The 14,996-nt window shown below is 60.3% G+C and carries 16 protein-coding genes; 10 read left to right on the top strand and 6 right to left on the bottom strand.

What is annotated here, in order from left to right; all coding sequences use genetic code 11:
* Positions 1 to 108 precede the first annotated feature (108 nt).
* The 5 genes from rplU to proB all read left to right on the top strand — a co-directional run bounded on the left by rplU (position 109) and on the right by proB (position 3,523).
* Positions 109 to 420 carry a 50S ribosomal protein L21 gene (gene rplU, locus ACQ4WR_RS08875; RefSeq protein WP_034754730.1) on the top strand — a complete coding sequence of 104 codons (312 nt, stop codon included), beginning with the start codon at positions 109 to 111 and terminating at the stop codon, positions 418 to 420.
* 40 nt (positions 421 to 460) lie between these two features.
* Complete coding sequence (gene rpmA / locus ACQ4WR_RS08870; protein WP_070219281.1) at positions 461 to 733, top strand: 50S ribosomal protein L27; 273 nt, start codon at positions 461 to 463, stop codon at positions 731 to 733.
* Positions 734 to 841: 108 nt separating this feature from the next.
* Positions 842 to 1,951: a GTPase ObgE gene (obgE, locus tag ACQ4WR_RS08865; RefSeq protein WP_102294423.1), complete on the top strand. Its 1,110-nt coding sequence runs from the start codon at positions 842 to 844 to the stop codon at positions 1,949 to 1,951.
* 13 nt (positions 1,952 to 1,964) lie between these two features.
* Complete coding sequence (locus ACQ4WR_RS08860) at positions 1,965 to 2,375, top strand: hypothetical protein (RefSeq protein ID WP_436486684.1); 411 nt, start codon at positions 1,965 to 1,967, stop codon at positions 2,373 to 2,375.
* Between the two features lie 29 nt (positions 2,376 to 2,404).
* Positions 2,405 to 3,523: a glutamate 5-kinase gene (gene proB, locus ACQ4WR_RS08855; protein ID WP_102294421.1), complete on the top strand. Its 1,119-nt coding sequence runs from the start codon at positions 2,405 to 2,407 to the stop codon at positions 3,521 to 3,523.
* 402 nt (positions 3,524 to 3,925) lie between these two features.
* Here the strand turns inward: proB and nth are convergent, their stop codons facing one another.
* Positions 3,926 to 4,573, bottom strand: coding sequence for an endonuclease III (gene nth, locus ACQ4WR_RS08850; protein ID WP_102294414.1), 648 nt, complete (start codon positions 4,571 to 4,573; stop codon positions 3,926 to 3,928).
* A complete protein-coding gene (gene rsxB, locus ACQ4WR_RS08845) occupies positions 4,570 to 5,298 on the bottom strand; it encodes an electron transport complex subunit RsxB (RefSeq protein WP_436486681.1) in 729 nt (242 codons plus the stop codon). Before rsxB ends, nth begins: the two co-directional genes overlap by 4 nt.
* A gap of 284 nt (positions 5,299 to 5,582) precedes the next feature.
* Here rsxB and ACQ4WR_RS08840 point away from each other — a divergent pair, with 284 nt between their 5' ends.
* Positions 5,583 to 6,410 carry a substrate-binding periplasmic protein gene (locus ACQ4WR_RS08840; RefSeq protein ID WP_258002953.1) on the top strand — a complete coding sequence of 276 codons (828 nt, stop codon included), beginning with the start codon at positions 5,583 to 5,585 and terminating at the stop codon, positions 6,408 to 6,410.
* A 170-nt stretch (positions 6,411 to 6,580) separates the two neighbouring features.
* On the opposite strand, the gene ACQ4WR_RS08835 is transcribed toward ACQ4WR_RS08840, so the two are convergent.
* The 4 genes from ACQ4WR_RS08835 to ACQ4WR_RS08820 form a co-directional block, all read right to left on the bottom strand.
* Positions 6,581 to 7,801 (bottom strand): polyhydroxyalkanoate depolymerase, encoded by a 1,221-nt coding sequence (locus ACQ4WR_RS08835; protein ID WP_436486679.1) that lies wholly within the window; start codon positions 7,799 to 7,801, stop codon positions 6,581 to 6,583.
* 227 nt (positions 7,802 to 8,028) lie between these two features.
* The gene (fdxA, locus tag ACQ4WR_RS08830) at positions 8,029 to 8,352 is read right to left on the bottom strand and encodes a ferredoxin FdxA (protein ID WP_102294412.1); all 324 of its coding nucleotides are present in this window, start codon (positions 8,350 to 8,352) and stop codon (positions 8,029 to 8,031) included.
* A gap of 338 nt (positions 8,353 to 8,690) precedes the next feature.
* Positions 8,691 to 8,978 (bottom strand): protealysin inhibitor emfourin, encoded by a 288-nt coding sequence (locus tag ACQ4WR_RS08825; protein ID WP_102294411.1) that lies wholly within the window; start codon positions 8,976 to 8,978, stop codon positions 8,691 to 8,693.
* Between the two features lie 87 nt (positions 8,979 to 9,065).
* Positions 9,066 to 10,463 (bottom strand): gluzincin family metallopeptidase, encoded by a 1,398-nt coding sequence (locus ACQ4WR_RS08820; RefSeq protein WP_436486676.1) that lies wholly within the window; start codon positions 10,461 to 10,463, stop codon positions 9,066 to 9,068.
* 200 nt (positions 10,464 to 10,663) lie between these two features.
* Between ACQ4WR_RS08820 and ACQ4WR_RS08815 the strand changes: the two genes are divergently transcribed.
* The 4 genes from ACQ4WR_RS08815 to proX all read left to right on the top strand — a co-directional run bounded on the left by ACQ4WR_RS08815 (position 10,664) and on the right by proX (position 14,925).
* Entirely contained in the window at positions 10,664 to 10,948 is a 285-nt protein-coding gene (locus ACQ4WR_RS08815) for a polyhydroxyalkanoic acid system family protein (protein WP_102294410.1), read from the top strand.
* Between the two features lie 579 nt (positions 10,949 to 11,527).
* Entirely contained in the window at positions 11,528 to 12,760 is a 1,233-nt protein-coding gene (proV, locus tag ACQ4WR_RS08810; protein WP_102294409.1) for a glycine betaine/L-proline ABC transporter ATP-binding protein ProV, read from the top strand.
* Entirely contained in the window at positions 12,757 to 13,860 is a 1,104-nt protein-coding gene (proW, locus tag ACQ4WR_RS08805; protein WP_102294408.1) for a glycine betaine/L-proline ABC transporter permease ProW, read from the top strand. Before proV ends, proW begins: the two co-directional genes overlap by 4 nt.
* Positions 13,861 to 13,872: 12 nt before the next feature.
* Positions 13,873 to 14,925 (top strand): glycine betaine/L-proline ABC transporter substrate-binding protein ProX, encoded by a 1,053-nt coding sequence (gene proX / locus ACQ4WR_RS08800; RefSeq protein ID WP_436486673.1) that lies wholly within the window; start codon positions 13,873 to 13,875, stop codon positions 14,923 to 14,925.
* Positions 14,926 to 14,996: the final 71 nt, after the last annotated feature.

Genomic DNA, 14,996 nt, shown 5'->3' with positions numbered 1-14,996 from the left:
GACGCAATTTATCAGTCCGTGTATAATCGCTGGTTCCCCCTGTTGTGTACGGCTTGCTTTGCACGGCGTTGGGACAAATTCTTTCAACATTTGATGAGGTTTCAAATCATGTACGCGGTCATAAAAACCGGTGGCAAACAATACAAAGTTGTCGCTGGCGAAAAACTTAAAGTAGAACAGATACCGGCAGACATTGGTTCCGAAATCACCATCGATCAAGTTCTCGCAGTAGGCGCGGGCGATAGCATCAAGTTTGGTGCTCCATTGGTCGAAGGTGCAACGGTACTGGTTACGGTTGTGGCGCATGGTCGCCATGATAAGGTCAAAATTTTCAAGATGCGTCGTCGTAAGCACTACCAGAAGCATCAAGGCCATCGCCAGAATTTTACCGAAATCCAAATCGTTTCGATCAACGGCTAATTGCCGCTGTTTGAATTAATCAGCTATCAAGGAGTCTTAAATGGCACATAAAAAAGGCGGCGGCACAACGCGAAACGGCCGTGATTCAGAATCAAAACGTCTGGGCGTTAAAGTCTACGGCGGCCAAGCTATCAATGCTGGCGGCATCATCATTCGTCAACGCGGCACCCCAGTGCGCGCCGGCGAAGGCGTAGGCATGGGCAAGGACCACACTCTGTTCGCGTTGATCGCTGGCAAAGTGAAGTTCGTTGTCAAAGGTGCTGGCTCGAAGCAATTCGTGACCGTTGTACCAAACGAAGCAGTACCAGCGTAATTCATCGCGGAGCGCTTGCTCCGCATGATCGCATGATGTAAGGCGCAAGCCTTCAATCGAAAGGCTCTGCCCAAGGTAGAGCCTTTTTAGTTTTATGGCGGCAAAATTATGAAGTTTATCGACGAAGCAAAAATCGAAGTCATCGCGGGTGATGGCGGCAACGGCTGCGCATCTTTCTGCCGTGAAAAATTCCGGCCTTTCGGCGGCCCCGATGGCGGCGATGGCGGTAAGGGCGGGTCCATCTGGGCCGTGGCCGACCGCAATATCAACACGCTCGTCGATTTCCGCTTTTCCAAAATGCACAAGGCTCGCAATGGCGAGCCTGGCCGTGGCGCGGATTGCTATGGCAAGGGCGCGGATGACATCCACCTGCGCATGCCTGTGGGCACCTTGATCATCGACAACGCGAGCGGCGAAATCCTGGCCGATTTGACCGAACACGGCCAGATCGAACTGCTGGCCAAGGGCGGCGAAGGCGGCTGGGGCAATATCCACTTCAAGTCCTCGACCAACCGCGCACCACGCCAAAAAGGCGAGGGCAAGGAAGGCGAACGCCGCGAACTGCGCCTGGAACTGAAAGTGCTGGCCGACGTGGGCCTGCTGGGCATGCCGAACGCCGGCAAGTCGACGTTCATTTCGGCCGTCTCGAACGCGCGCCCGAAAATCGCCGATTATCCATTTACCACCCTGCACCCGAACCTGGGCGTGGTGCGCGTGTCGCACGAGAAGAGCTTTGTGATCGCCGATATTCCCGGCTTGATCGAAGGCGCTTCCGAAGGCGCGGGCCTGGGCCATCAATTCCTGCGCCATTTGCAGCGCACCGGTCTGCTGTTGCACATCGTCGACCTGGCGCCGTTTGAAACCAACGTCGATCCTGTCAAGGAAGCCAAGGCGCTGGTCAAGGAACTGAAAAAGTACGACGAGTCGCTGGTCGACAAGCCGCGCTGGCTGGTGTTGAACAAGCTCGACATGGTGCCGGAAGACGAGCGCAAGAAGATCGTCAAGGACTTCATCAAGCGTTTCGCCTGGAAGGGTCCCGTTTTCGAGATTTCCGCCCTCAGCCATCAAGGTTGCCCGGAACTGGTGAACGCGATTTACCAGCATCTGGAAGAGAAGAAACACAGCGAAAGCCGTGCCGAAGAAACGCAGATGACCGAAGAAGCGCGCGGTATCTCGTCGATCGACCCGGATGATCCACGTTTCAAGATCCTCGACTAAGAGCCTTACCCTGATGCCGGTACAGACGGTCGCTGTCGCGCCAGCGCGCAAGCAAGCGTGGCAGCGCCGTGTATTGCATCTGATCGCGTATGCTTACGGGCTGAGCGCGGTCGCCTGCCTGCTGTTCGCCGATGAGATGGCGGCCGGCATGGGCATCTTCCTCAATGGCGTGAATGGTTACAGCCAGTTCTACGCCAGTCATGTCGGCCTCTGGGGCGCCACCGCGCTCCTGGCGCTGTTCGCGACACGGCAGGGCGAACCGCCCGTCTACAGCGATATCACTGCAATGTTGGTCCTGGCGCAGCCCGCCGGCCGCTTGTTCGCGGCCATCAGTTTCGGCTTGCCCCAAGGTATAGTGTTGTACATATGCGTCATCGAACTGCTGGCAGGCATGGCCCTGCTGTTGCTGCGTCCTGCACGCTGACGTCTATCAAAAGTGAAGAGCGCTACCCCATGGATTCCGTGATTCAAAAAGCTACCCGTATCATCATCAAAGTCGGCTCCTCGCTGGTCACCAACGATGGCCGCGGACTCGACCATGCCGCCATCGCGCGCTGGGCCGCGCAGATTTCCGGCTTGCGCGCGCTGGGCAAGGAAGTCGTGCTCGTCAGTTCCGGCGCCATCGCCGAAGGCATGCTGCGCCTCGGTTTCGAACAGCGCCCCACCGATATCCACGAATTGCAGGCTTGCGCCGCCGTGGGTCAGATGGGCCTGGCGCAAATCTATGAAAGCAGCTTCCGCGCCCACGGCCTGGGCACGGCGCAAGTGCTGCTGACGCACGCCGACCTGGCCGACCGTGAACGCTACCTGAACGCCCGCTCGACCCTGACCACCTTGCTGCGCCTTGGCGTGGTGCCGATCATCAATGAAAACGACACGGTCGTCACCGATGAAATCAAGTTTGGCGACAACGACACCCTGGGCGCCCTGGTCGCCAACCTGATCGAGGCCGATGCGCTGGTGATCCTGACGGACCAGCACGGCCTGTTCTCGGCCGACCCGCGCAAGGACCCGGACGCTTACCTGATTACGCAGGGCATTGCCGGCGATCCGGCCCTGGAGGCGATGGCCGGCGGCGCCGGCTCCAGCCTGGGCCGTGGCGGCATGCTGACGAAAATCCTCGCCGCCAAGCGCGCCGCCAAGTCCGGCGCCCACACCATCATCGCCTGGGGCCGCGACAGCGACGTGCTCAGCCGCCTCGCCAGAGGGGAAGCGATCGGCACGGAATTGCGGGCACAAACGGGGCAGTTGACGGCGCGTAAGCAGTGGATGGCAGATCATCTGCACACGGCCGGAGCTGTCGTGCTGGATGCGGGTGCCGTGCAAAAGCTGCGCCAGGAAGGTAAATCTCTGCTGCCGATCGGCGTGACAGGCGTGAATGGCGAGTTCGGCCGTGGCGCCGTCATCACCTGCGTCGACGCCAATGGCGCACCGGTGGCGCGAGGCCTGTCCAACTACACGAGCGGCGAAGCGCGCCGCATCATGCGCAAGCCCTCGACGGAAATCGAAGCCATCCTTGGCTACATGGAAGGCCACGAGCTGATCCACCGCGACAACATGGTCTTGCTGTAGGTCGGATTAACGGAGCGTAATCCGACAAACACCACCGGCGCCAGCAATGTGTCGGCTTACGCCCTGCGGGCTAACCCGACCTGCGACTACATGGAAGGCCACGCGCTGATCCACCGCGACAATATGGTCTTGCCGTAGGTCGGATTAGCGGAGCGTAATCCGACAACACCACCGGCACCAGCAATGTGTCGGCTTACGCCCTGCGGGCTAACCCGACCTACGACTACATGGAAGGCCACGCGCTGATCCACCGCGACAATATGGTCTTGCCGTAGGTCGGATTAGCGCGTGCGCGTAATCCGACAAACACCACCGGCACCAGCAATGTGTCGGCTTACGCCCTGCGGGCTAACCCGACCTGCGACGCAACGACGCAACGACAATGCTCTCGCGGGCCGTTGCCTAAACGACAGCCGGCATCGGCGACTTGTCCTTGTAGTCGCACAGGTCGGCGATCATGCAGTTCCAGCATTGCGGCTTGCGCGCCGTGCAGGTGTAGCGGCCGTGCAGGATCAGCCAGTGGTGGGCGTCGAGCAGGAACTCCTTCGGCACGAATTTCAGCAGCTTTTGCTCGACGATATCGACATTCTTGCCCGGCGCGATGCCGGTGCGGTTCGAGACGCGGAAGATGTGCGTGTCGACGGCCATGGTCAGTTCGCCAAACGCCGTGTTCATGACCACGTTGGCCGTCTTGCGGCCCACGCCGGGCAGGGCTTCCAGCGAAGCGCGGTCGCGCGGCACTTCGCCGCCGTGCTGCTCCAGCAGGATCTGGCAGGTGGCGATGACGTTCTTGGCCTTGGTGCGGTACAGGCCGATGGTGCGGATATAGCTGGCCAGCTCATCGACGCCCAGCGCCAGTATCTGGGCCGGCGTATTAGCGACCGGATACAGCAGACGCGTGGCCTTGTTGACGGACACGTCGGTTGCCTGGGCCGACAGCAGCACGGCGATCAGCAGCTCGAACGGCGTCGTGTATTCGAGCTCGGTTTTTGGCGAGGGGTTGGCGGCGCGAAAGCGCTTAAAGATTTCCAGGCGTTTGGCGGCGTTCATGCGTCTTTTTTCGGGGCAGTTGGGGGAGATGGTTCGGCTTCGGCGCTGGCGGCGGCCTTGGCGCGCGCGCGTTCCATGGCGGCGGCAATGATGGCCCGCTTGCGCTCTTTTTCCGCCTGTTCATCCGGCGTGACGGGCACTTCCTGCGTCACTTCCTGCATCTTGGCGACGGCCTTGGCGGCCAGGCGGGCTTCGTTTTCCTGCGTTTCGCGGTGCAAACGCTGCGTGCGGAAATCGTGGCGCGCGCGCGCGTCGTCGGCCTCGGCCTGGCTCCAGGCATCCCAGCCCGTGGCGTCGCCGCTGACGGGATACATGACGATGCAGTCGACGGGGCAGGGCGCCACGCACAGGTCGCAGCCCGTGCACAGGCTGCTCACCACCGTATGCATCTGCTTGGCCGCGCCGACGATGGCGTCGACGGGGCAGGCCTGGATGCACAAGGTACAGCCGATACACAGCGATTCGTCGATGTAGGCGACAGATCGCGGCCGTTCGAGGCCGTTGACGGGATTGAGAGGGATGACTTTTTTGCCCAGCAAGTTGGCCAGGCGCACGATGCCCTGCGCACCGCCAGGCGGGCACTGGTTGATGTCGGCGCTGCCGGCGGCAATTGCTTCCGCATACGGGCGGCAGCCGTTGTAGCCGCACTTGGTGCATTGCGTTTGCGGCAGCAAGTCTTCGATCTGGTCGGCAAGTGAGGGAGGGGCTGGGTGCGGCACGGTCATCTTCCACGGTAAAACGCCATTATCGGCCATCCGCGGCGCGCACAAGGAAAAACCTGTCTGGCGGCAGGGGATAGCCGGGCGGTATGGCGGCCTGTTGCAGGCGCGCCGCAATCGTATTTTATTTCCTATAGGAATGTCAAAGTGCAAATAAACAACTTTGCAAATCCTTTTTTTTGTGGGAGCATGATTTTTATCAAGGAAGTCTCCAGGAATTAACAACAGAACCGACCGCCAGTCCTGCCCTTTGCCCGTCCGGCAAGATGGCCAGGCCAAAGGAGCAGAACATGCGTTTCCTCCGGACAGTTGGTTTGCCCTGCTGTTTATGCTTTTATTCCTCGCTTGCCGTCGCGCACGGGCAGGCGGCTTCCTCCATTGCCACAGCCGGCCCTGCAGCTTCGCGCACCGTGCGCCTGGCCGCGGAAGACTGGCCCCCATTCATTTCCCGCAGTCTGCCTGCCGACGGCATGTCCGGCGCCATGGTCAGCGCCATCTTCGAGCGTCTCGGTTATGCCGTCAAATATGAGTATTTCCCGTGGAAGCGGGCCATGCAGTTCGGGCTGGGAAGTCCCCGCTATGCAGGGTTGCTGGCCGTCTGGCGCACGCCCGAACGCGAGAAGCTGTGCCATTTTTCTGTCCCCATCGGCAACACGCAAGGCGTGCTGGCCTACCTGAAGGAAGATGGCGCGCCCGGCGCCACCCTGGCTGAACTGGGCAAGCTGCGCATCGGTACCGTGGCCGGCTATTCCAATGGCGAACAGTTCGATGGCATGGTCGCGCGCGGCCAACTGCGGACGGAAGAGGGCTTGAACGACGCCACCAATCTCAGGAAATTGCTGATCAAGCGCTACCGCGTGATTGTCATTGAGCGCCACGTCTTGCAGCAATTGCTGATGGGACGCGGTTTCAGCAAGGCTGACCGCGACCGCATCGCCGTCGTCGATACGCTGTTCAAAGAGCGCTCCGTGCATGTCTGCTTCCAGCGCAGTGCCGAAGGCGCTGCCCAGCAAAAACGCTTCAACGAGGCGGCGCGCGACGTCGATACCGCCAGGCTGGAGCGTGACTACTGGAAGCGTCTCGACCAGAGCCTGGCCGCCGCTCCCGCCGAACCCTGAGGCGCCGCATCCCCGTTGTTCGTTGTCAAAACGAGATATCTAAATACGAAAGCATTCGTTCTTGTTCGTTTGTTCATCCTTTAGTCTGCATGAGCCAGGCATGAAAGCTGGGCATAAAAAAACGCCACGCCAGTGTCAGCCGGCGTGGCGTTTTAGCGGGAATACCCGGATCAGGAATGCTTCTGGATGAATTCACCGATTTTCGGACAAATGATCTCGCGCCAACGGCGGCCCGAGAAGATGCCGTAGTGGCCGCATTTTGGCGCCACGAAGTCTTGCTGCATGTCGGCAGGGATGCCGGAGCACAAGTCATGCGCCGCCTGCGTCTGGCCGGCGCCGGAAATATCGTCCAGCTCGCCTTCGACCGTGAACAGCGCCACGTTCGTGATGTCTTGCGGATGCACCAGCTGGCCACCCACTTTCCAGGTGCCCATCGGCAGGCTGAATTCCTGGAAAACCGTTTTAATGGTTTCCAGGTAGTACTCGGCCGGCATGTCCAGCACGGCGTTGTACTCGTTGTAGAACTGGCGATGGCCTTCCGCCGGCTCATCGTCGCCCGTCACCAGGTGCATGTAGAACTCGCGGTGGCTTTGCGCGTGGCGGCCCGGGTTCATGGCGATGAAACCCGCATGTTGCAGGAAGCCCGGATACACCTTGCGGCCAAAGCCCGGATAGTTCGGCGGCACAGCGTAGATCACGGTGTTTTCAAACCACGAGAATTTCTTTTCCGTCGCCAGGTTGTTCACTTGCGTGGGCGAACGGCGCGGATCGATCGGGCCGCCCATCATGGTCATGGTTTTCGGCATGTGCGGATCGTTGGCCGTCGCCATCAGCGAAATGGCCGCCAGCACGGGCACGGTCGGTTGACAGACGGAAATGACGTGCAAATCAGGCGCCAGCAAGCGGATGAATTCCTGCACATAATAAATGTAGTCATCCAGGTGGAACGGGCCTTCCGTCAGCGGTACCATGCGCGCGTCCGTCCAGTCGGTGATGTAGACATCATGCTCGGCCAGCAAGCCGCGCACGGTATCGCGCAGCAGGGTCGAGTGGTGACCGGACAGGGGGGCAACCAGCAAAACTTTGGGCTGTTGCAAGCCAGTGGCTTCTTTTTTGAAGTGGATCAGGCGGCAAAACGGTTTTGTCACGACAACGTGTTCGAGGATGTCGACGCTCTCGCCATTGACGAGAACGGATTGGATGTCGAATTGTGGTTTTTCGTAGTCTTTGCCAAGGCGGTACATCAGCTCGTAGCCGGCTGCGATGCGTTGCGAAAACGGGGTGTGGGCCAGTGGAGAAACCGGGTTGGTAAATAACTTGGAGGACATATCTGCCCATTGCATCACCGGGGTGAGGAAAGAGCGTTGCAGTTCGTGCAGTTGGTAAAGCATATAGAGTCCTTGTTTAATTCCAAGCGCCAATATCGGCTCAAATATCATAATCCAATTTTACGATGTTTGTGGAAGACAAAATGTGCTTTACCGCGCATAGATCCACAGTTTGCGTAACTGTGTGGATCCGCGCCACACTTGCGTAGACAGACCAGCAAACATGCTTTAAAAGTAAAAAAGCAGCGTTTCCGCTGCTTTTCATGTCTGTCTTGCCAGGTGAGCGCGACTTAGCGCACCAGCATGTCCAGCTTGTCCTTGACGTCCTTGAATTGCTCGGCTTCCGGCAAGGCAGGCTTGGTCTTGGTGATCGACGGCCAGTTACGCGCCAGATCGACGTTGATCTTGATGAAGGCTTGCTGGTCGCCCGGCACGTCTTCTTCCGCGAAAATCGCGTTCACCGGGCACTCTGCCACGCAGACTGCGCAGTCAATACATTCGTCCGGGTCGATTGCCAGGAAGTTCGGGCCTTCCCGGAAACAATCTACCGGGCAGACATCGACGCAGTCGGTATAGCGACAGGCGATGCAGGATTCGGTGACAACGTGGGTCATAACAGTCCTATCAATTTGGGGGGAGGTGCTGTAGCGCCTGCGGGAAACTCGGCGGCGCATACTAAAGCAAAGCATTGTATTTTAAGGCAATTCGCTATTTCTCACAAATCCCGCTTATATACAATACAAATAAGCAAATTCATTTTTTGATGGTGCCGCAACCGGGCAGAGTGGGTGAATCAGCGTCGATTGAGGACGTTGCCGGGCGATAGGGCAAGAAAACGACAGTCCTGCCCCAAAGGACGCTCTGTGGCAGGGCGGCGGGTCGCTGTGGCCGTGTCGCGCACCTTTCCCGGGACTGTGGTTTTTGTTTTGCGCAGGTCAAGTTTTCGCGACAATCAGGCGCTGGCGCGCAGTTGTGCCACCAGCGCTTGCCAGCGCGCGTTTTCGGCACTGCCATCTTCGGCAAAGGTAATCGTGCGCCGCGCGGTGGGCGCGTCGACCGTGATGTGCCATTGGGGAATGTCGGCGCCCACCTGAGCGCCGCTTGCCTGGGCATGCGTGAAAAAGCCGCTGCTGGCCAGTGCCGCTTCCAGGCCGGGGCCGGCAGGATGGGCTTGCGTATCGATTTCATACTGTTCGCTCAGGCCGGCAAAGCCGCCGCTGCTGCGGGCTGAAATTTTCATGGTCTTCCCTGCTGTGGAGTGGATGGTGGTGGGGGAGGCGACGCGGCCAGCTGGCAGCCGTGCCCGGCGTCAGGCGGGCACGCCCCCTTAGCTGGCGCCATAGCTGCGGCACCACGCCGCCAGCGCTTCACGCTCCGCTTCGAGCAACTGGTCCGATTCGCTGTATTGCGCATGGTTCATGGTACCGCAGCAGGCACGCCGGTCCTGCACGGCGCCGTCTTCGTCGACGACGTCGGCGGCAAACGTCGGCTGGCCGTCCTCCGTCAGCGCATGCGACTTGAGCACTTCGCGCACGGTAAAGCTGTTGCGGATGAACTCCTGGTAGGCGCCATTGCCATCGGCCTGGGCAATGCTCAGCATGTGGCCGGCCACGTCGGCATACGTGGCTGCCTGGTCGGGCGATGCCACCAGGGCGCGCAAGACCAGGCTGCGCAGGTAGTCGCCGCAGCGGTGCAGCACGGCCGCGTCATCTTCCAGTTGGGGCTGGCGTTCGTGGGCGAAGATGTCGGCCAGGATGTCGTAGATGGCCCCCGTAAATACTTGCGAGATGGCATGTACCTCCGTCCCCGCCTCGGACAATTTGATGTCGTTGTCGGCATTGCGCAGGCCGTTGGGGCGCCCCAGCGCCAGGCCGAACTGTTCGGCCAGGTCGGCGAGGAAGGTTTTGTCGTGCAGGTCGGATTTGGTCTGGGCGATGACGGCTTCCACCTGGTCCAGCTGCGACAGGGCGAGAAAAATGGCCGTCAGGTCGCCGAACGATTCGTGCAAGCCGCCCGTCTGCGGCGGATTATTGCTGAGCAACCAGTTTGGTTTCAAGCCATCGAGGATGGCGTGCCCTGCCTCGTGCGAAACGATGTCGAGCGAGCGGCAGGTGTACACGCGCTCGGTGGCGCCGCTGGGAATGAAGTCGCCGAACTTGAGGGCCTTGTCGCTGCGGCTGTAATAGGCGTTCATGACGTTGGGCAAGCCGTGCGGGAAGACGCGCAGCGGTGCCGTATTGCTGGCGCTGTTCCATTGCCACGGCAGTGGCGGCGCCGTGTCGCCGCTGGCCAGCGCGCGCTGGTACATGGTGAGCGTCATGCGCACGATGGCAAACGTATGCACGGCGTCGAACTGGTCGGTATTGGGCGAGACGATGAAGTCGCCAAACGCGTTCGGGCTGACCTGGGCGATGCCCGGTTCGCCAAAGGTGATGCGCGCGTCACGCGGGCCTTGCAGGGTGAGGCCGGGCAGGAAAGCTTTGCGGGTGCCCAGTTCGCTCACGGACGGGTCCTGCTTCCAGATCAGCACGCGCGAACCGACGGGCACGGCTTCGAGCTTGCGGGTCGCGGCATCGAGCAGGCGGGGCCGGCCCGGCTGCAAGGTCAGCTGGGCATTCTTGCGGTGCTGGCGGTACGGCGCCGATGGGGTGGGGACGTAGCCGACGGGCAGGGACACGCATTTGGTCAGCACGGCTTCGACCGGCACGATGACTTTCTGGTCCATGGTAGTTCTCCCGAACATGCAGCGGCTGGAACTGAAATAGTCGGCCTGCTTGGCCTGTTGCGGTTTGATGCGGCGCAAACGATGTCGGGGAAAGTGCGCTTTTTTTCGGCACGCCGCCGCCTGCCATGGTCGCGCCCGTAGTAGTGCGGCTGGTATGATGCTGGCCGTATTGCCCCCGTTTTTAATAAAAGGATCGTTTGATGGCGGATATAAATATAGTTCAGCAACATAAGCTGACAGCGGTAAAGGCCCGTGAAGCGGCGCAGCAAGTGGCCGACAAGCTGGCACAGGAATATGACCTGGCGTGCGCCTGGGATGGCGATGTGCTGCGTTTCGAGCGCAGCGGCGTCGATGGTTCCCTGACCCTTGAAAAAGAGCAGGCGCAACTGCAAATCAAGCTGGGATTCATGCTCAGCGCCTTTGCCTCGACGATTGAAGGCAAGATCGCGGAAAAAATGCGCAAGGTGTTTGCCGAGCAGGTTTGACGGCGTGCGGCCAGCTTGTCTGGCGCCCCGTTTGGTGGTAAGAATGGCGCCGCGGCGCCAGGCGAAAAGAGGCTTCTTTTCGCCCCTTTACCTCCTGGTTTTAGGCGTGACTGTGCGCCAGCACACATTGCTATCACATTTCTATTTGGAAAGCCATTGGACTTTTGTGTCTTTTTGCGTTATACTTGAGTCATATTTACAACAGCTACACCGCGTTTCACCTTCTGCTTCGCAGTACTCCCCACTCGCTGAGTGGTGAATAATTCATTGGGTTTTACACCCGCATCCAGTAAGTAAGTGATCGTTTTTTTCGGTCAAATACATTTGGTGCCATGTATTTGCATGGCGCTAGCGTTGTTAAAAGTCCTGAACCACAGCCTCTTTTAGCACGCACACGGCACCCCGGCATCGGCTTTTGCCATCCGCTGGTCATTGCGTGTCACCCCCTGTTTTCTGTCGCTCCCGTGCGCTTTTTTGCGCCGTGGCGTAGCCGACGCAACAGGGTTTGCTGATACCCGCCGCAAGCTCGCAGCTTGCAGGGGTTTCATTCCATTCGTCAATTCGAGGGAGAACCACATCGTGGCAAAACAAATTATGATCGACCATGTGTTCAAAGTGTTCGGCGACAAGCCAGAAGAAGCACTTGAACTCGTCCACCAGGGCGCCAGCAAGCAGGACATCCTGGCCAAGACTGACTGCACCATCGGCGTTTTCGACGCCACCTTTACCATTGAAGCGGGCGAGATCTTCGTCATCATGGGCCTGTCCGGTTCGGGCAAGTCGACCCTGGTGCGCATGCTGAACCGCCTGATCGAACCGACGGCCGGGCGCATCCTGATCGACGGCAATGACATCAACACCTTGCCCGATGCCCAGTTGCGCGCGCTGCGCCGCAAGGACATCAGCATGGTGTTCCAGTCGTTCGCGCTGCTGCCGCAAATTACCGTGCTCGACAACACTGCCTTCGGCATGGAACTGGCCGGCATGCCAAAAGCCGAGCGCCATGCGCTGGCCCAGCAAGCGCTGGAGCAGGTAGGCCTGGACGGCTACGGCGCCAGCTATCCCGACGAATTGTCGGGCGGCATGCAGCAGCGCGTGGGCCTGGCCCGTGCGCTGGCCTGCGACCCGTCGATCCTGCTGATGGATGAAGCGTTTTCCGCGCTCGATCCGATTATCCGCACGGAAATGCAGTCGGAACTGTTGCGCTTGCAGCAAATCAAGCGCCGCACCATTGTCTTCATTTCGCATGACCTCGACGAAGCCATGCGCATCGGCGACCGCGTCGCCATCATGAAAGACGGCCACGTGGTGCAAGTGGGCACGCCGGAAGAAATCCTGCGCAAACCTGCCAACGATTACGTGCGCAACTTCGTGCGCGGCGTCGACGCGGCGGCTGTCTTCAAGGCCAGCGATATTGCCCGCAAGAGCCAGATCGTCGTCTCCGAATCGCCCAGTCGCGGCTCGCGCGCCGCGCTGTCGATGCTGGAAGAGCAGGATCGCGCCTATGCCTACATCGTCAATCCGCAGCGCAAGTTCCTCGGCGTTGTGTCGGCCGATTCGCTGCGCAATGCGCTCGACGGCCATGTGGGACCGCTGGGCCTGGCGCATGCCTACCTGCCCGACGTGCAGACCATCAACGCAGATGAGCCCGTCGCCGGCCTGTTCGGCCAGGTGGCGCAACTGCCTTACGCCGTCCCTGTGGTGGCCAATGACGGCAGCTTCCGCGGCGCCATCAGCAAGACAACCTTGCTGAAGTTCCTCGACCGCGATACGCCAGCCATTGCCGAACAACAACAGAAAGGACAAGCATGAACCCAAGCACCGTTTCCACAGTAGAAGCTGTTGTTGAACAGCCGGCCACCCAAGTCAATCCGTGGGCGCTGACGCCACCGGGCGACACCTCCTGGCTGGACGCGGCCGGCCCGGCCGTGCAGCCGGAACACGCCGCCTCCGGTTTTCACCTGACGCAGATTTTCGACGGCTCGCTGCCGCTGGAAAGCTGGATCAACCAGGGCCTGGGCTGGGTCGTGACGCATTTCCGCCCCTTCTTCCAGGCCGTGCGCGCGCCGATCGATAGCACCCTGAACGGCGTGGAAGGCGTGCTGCTGGCGGCACCGTCGCTGACGGTGATCGCCATCATCGGCTTGCTGGCATGGCAATTTACCAGCCGCACCCTGGCCATCGGCACCGTGCTGGCGCTGCTGGTCGTGTCGATGCTGGGCATCTGGCCTGAGGCCATGACCACCTTGTCGCTGGTATTGACGTCGCTGGCCTTCTGCCTGGCCATTGGCTTGCCGCTGGGTATTTTCCTCGCCAGCAGCGACCGCGCGCAAAATGTGCTGCGTCCCTTGCTCGACGCCATGCAGACGACGCCCGCCTTTGTGTACCTGGTGCCGGTGGTGATGCTGTTTGGTATCGGTAATGCGCCTGGCGTGATCGTGACGATCATCTTTGCCCTGCCGCCGCTGGTGCGCCTGACCAACCTGGGTATCCGCCAGGTGCGTCCCGACCTGATCGAAGCGGCCCGCGCGTATGGCGCCTCGCCGTGGCAGCTGCTGACCCGCGTGCAATTCCCGCTGGCCATGCCTTCGATCATGGCCGGTATCAACCAGTCGCTGATGCTGTCGCTGTCGATGGTGGTGATTGCCTCGATGATCGCCGTCGGTGGCCTGGGCCAGATGGTATTGCGCGGCATTGGCCGCCTGGACATGGGCCTGGCAACGGTCGGTGGCCTGGGTATCGTGCTGCTGGCCATTACCCTGGACCGCCTGACGCAAGCGATGGGCCAGCCACGCCGTGGCGTGCGCCACTGGTACCAGACGGGTCCTGCCGGTTTTGTGCTGCGCCTGGTGCGCGGCAATACGGAGAAAAATAATGTTGAACAGCAAGCTACGCTGGCCAACGCACAATAAGAAAGGATTTACATGCATCAAATCGCACATTTTAAAGAGACGCAAAAATCGCAACGCAAGTTCCAGCTGTTTTCCGCCCTGGCGATCGCCGCCCTGGCCCTGACCACCAGCCTGGCCATGGCGCAGACGCCGGCCGCCGATGCGCTGCCGGGCAAGGGCATCAAGGTGCAGGCGCTGCAAAGCTCGATCGCGGAAGAAACCTTCCAGACCATGCTGGTCGACAAGGCCCTGGAAAAGCTCGGCTACGAAGTGCAGCCGATCAAGGAAGTGGAATACCCGACCGCGCATATCGCCATCGCCAACGGCGACGCCACCTTCATGGCCGTGCACTGGGATCCGATGCACAAGGATTTCTATAACAATGCGGGCGGCGACGCCAAGCTGCTGCGCACGGGCCAGTATGCCGGTCCTGCCGCGCAGGGTTATCTGATCGACAAAGCCACGGCGGAAAAGTACAACATCACGAATATCGACCAGTTGCGCGACCCGACCCTGGCCAAGCTGTTCGACCACGATGGCGATGGCAAGGCCGACTTGACCGGGTGCAACCCGGGCTGGGGCTGCGAAGCGCTGATCGAGAACCACATGGATGCGTATAAACTGCGCGAGACGGTGACGCACGTGCAGGGCAGCTATGCGGCCCTGATCGCCGATACCCTGGGCCGCTACAAGCGTGGCGAACCGATCCTGTACTACACGTGGACGCCGTACTGGGTCAGCGGCGTGCTGGTGCCTGGCAAGGACGTGATCTGGCTGAAGGTGCCATTCTCGGCCAATCCGGACAAGGTGAACACGCGTCTCGACAATGGCAGCGACTACGGCTTTGCCGTCAACACGGCGCGCATCGTGTCGAACAAGGCCTGGGCGGAGAAAAATCCGGCGGCGGCCAAGCTGTTCGAAGTGATGCAACTGCCGGTGGCGGACATCAATGCGCAGAATGAGCGCATGCGCCGCGGCGAAAACACGCAAGCCGATATCGCCCGCCATACGGCCGGCTGGATGAAGTTCCACCAGCAGACGTTTGACGGCTGGATCGCGCAGGCGCTGGCGGCAGCCAAGAAGTAAGTTTTAACGCCGTTTTAACATGAAAAAGTGGCTACCGATTTGGTAGCCACTTTTGCGTTAACAGCCTGTTT

Origin of the sequence: Janthinobacterium amylolyticum (genome assembly GCF_051380655.1) — a bacterium.
Lineage (GTDB): Bacteria > Pseudomonadota > Gammaproteobacteria > Burkholderiales > Burkholderiaceae_D > Janthinobacterium.
This window is presented reverse-complemented; position numbering and strand designations above follow the sequence as displayed.

Excerpts from the sequence above, each read along its gene's own strand:
- ACQ4WR_RS08840 (WP_258002953.1), top strand. The coding sequence starts at position 5,583 with ATGCGTTTCCTCCGGACAGTTGGTTTGCCCTGCTGTTTATGCTTTTAT.
- proW (WP_102294408.1), top strand. The coding sequence starts at position 12,757 with ATGAACCCAAGCACCGTTTCCACAGTAGAAGCTGTTGTTGAACAGCCG.
- rplU (WP_034754730.1), top strand. The coding sequence starts at position 109 with ATGTACGCGGTCATAAAAACCGGTGGCAAACAATACAAAGTTGTCGCT.
- rpmA (WP_070219281.1), top strand. The coding sequence starts at position 461 with ATGGCACATAAAAAAGGCGGCGGCACAACGCGAAACGGCCGTGATTCA.
- fdxA (WP_102294412.1), bottom strand. The coding sequence starts at position 8,352 with ATGACCCACGTTGTCACCGAATCCTGCATCGCCTGTCGCTATACCGAC.
- ACQ4WR_RS08860 (WP_436486684.1), top strand. The coding sequence starts at position 1,965 with ATGCCGGTACAGACGGTCGCTGTCGCGCCAGCGCGCAAGCAAGCGTGG.
- ACQ4WR_RS08815 (WP_102294410.1), top strand. The coding sequence starts at position 10,664 with ATGGCGGATATAAATATAGTTCAGCAACATAAGCTGACAGCGGTAAAG.
- ACQ4WR_RS08825 (WP_102294411.1), bottom strand. The coding sequence starts at position 8,978 with ATGAAAATTTCAGCCCGCAGCAGCGGCGGCTTTGCCGGCCTGAGCGAA.
- proB (WP_102294421.1), top strand. The coding sequence starts at position 2,405 with ATGGATTCCGTGATTCAAAAAGCTACCCGTATCATCATCAAAGTCGGC.
- obgE (WP_102294423.1), top strand. The coding sequence starts at position 842 with ATGAAGTTTATCGACGAAGCAAAAATCGAAGTCATCGCGGGTGATGGC.
- ACQ4WR_RS08820 (WP_436486676.1), bottom strand. The coding sequence starts at position 10,463 with ATGGACCAGAAAGTCATCGTGCCGGTCGAAGCCGTGCTGACCAAATGC.
- rsxB (WP_436486681.1), bottom strand. The coding sequence starts at position 5,298 with ATGACCGTGCCGCACCCAGCCCCTCCCTCACTTGCCGACCAGATCGAA.
- ACQ4WR_RS08835 (WP_436486679.1), bottom strand. The coding sequence starts at position 7,801 with ATGCTTTACCAACTGCACGAACTGCAACGCTCTTTCCTCACCCCGGTG.
- nth (WP_102294414.1), bottom strand. The coding sequence starts at position 4,573 with ATGAACGCCGCCAAACGCCTGGAAATCTTTAAGCGCTTTCGCGCCGCC.
- proX (WP_436486673.1), top strand. The coding sequence starts at position 13,873 with ATGCATCAAATCGCACATTTTAAAGAGACGCAAAAATCGCAACGCAAG.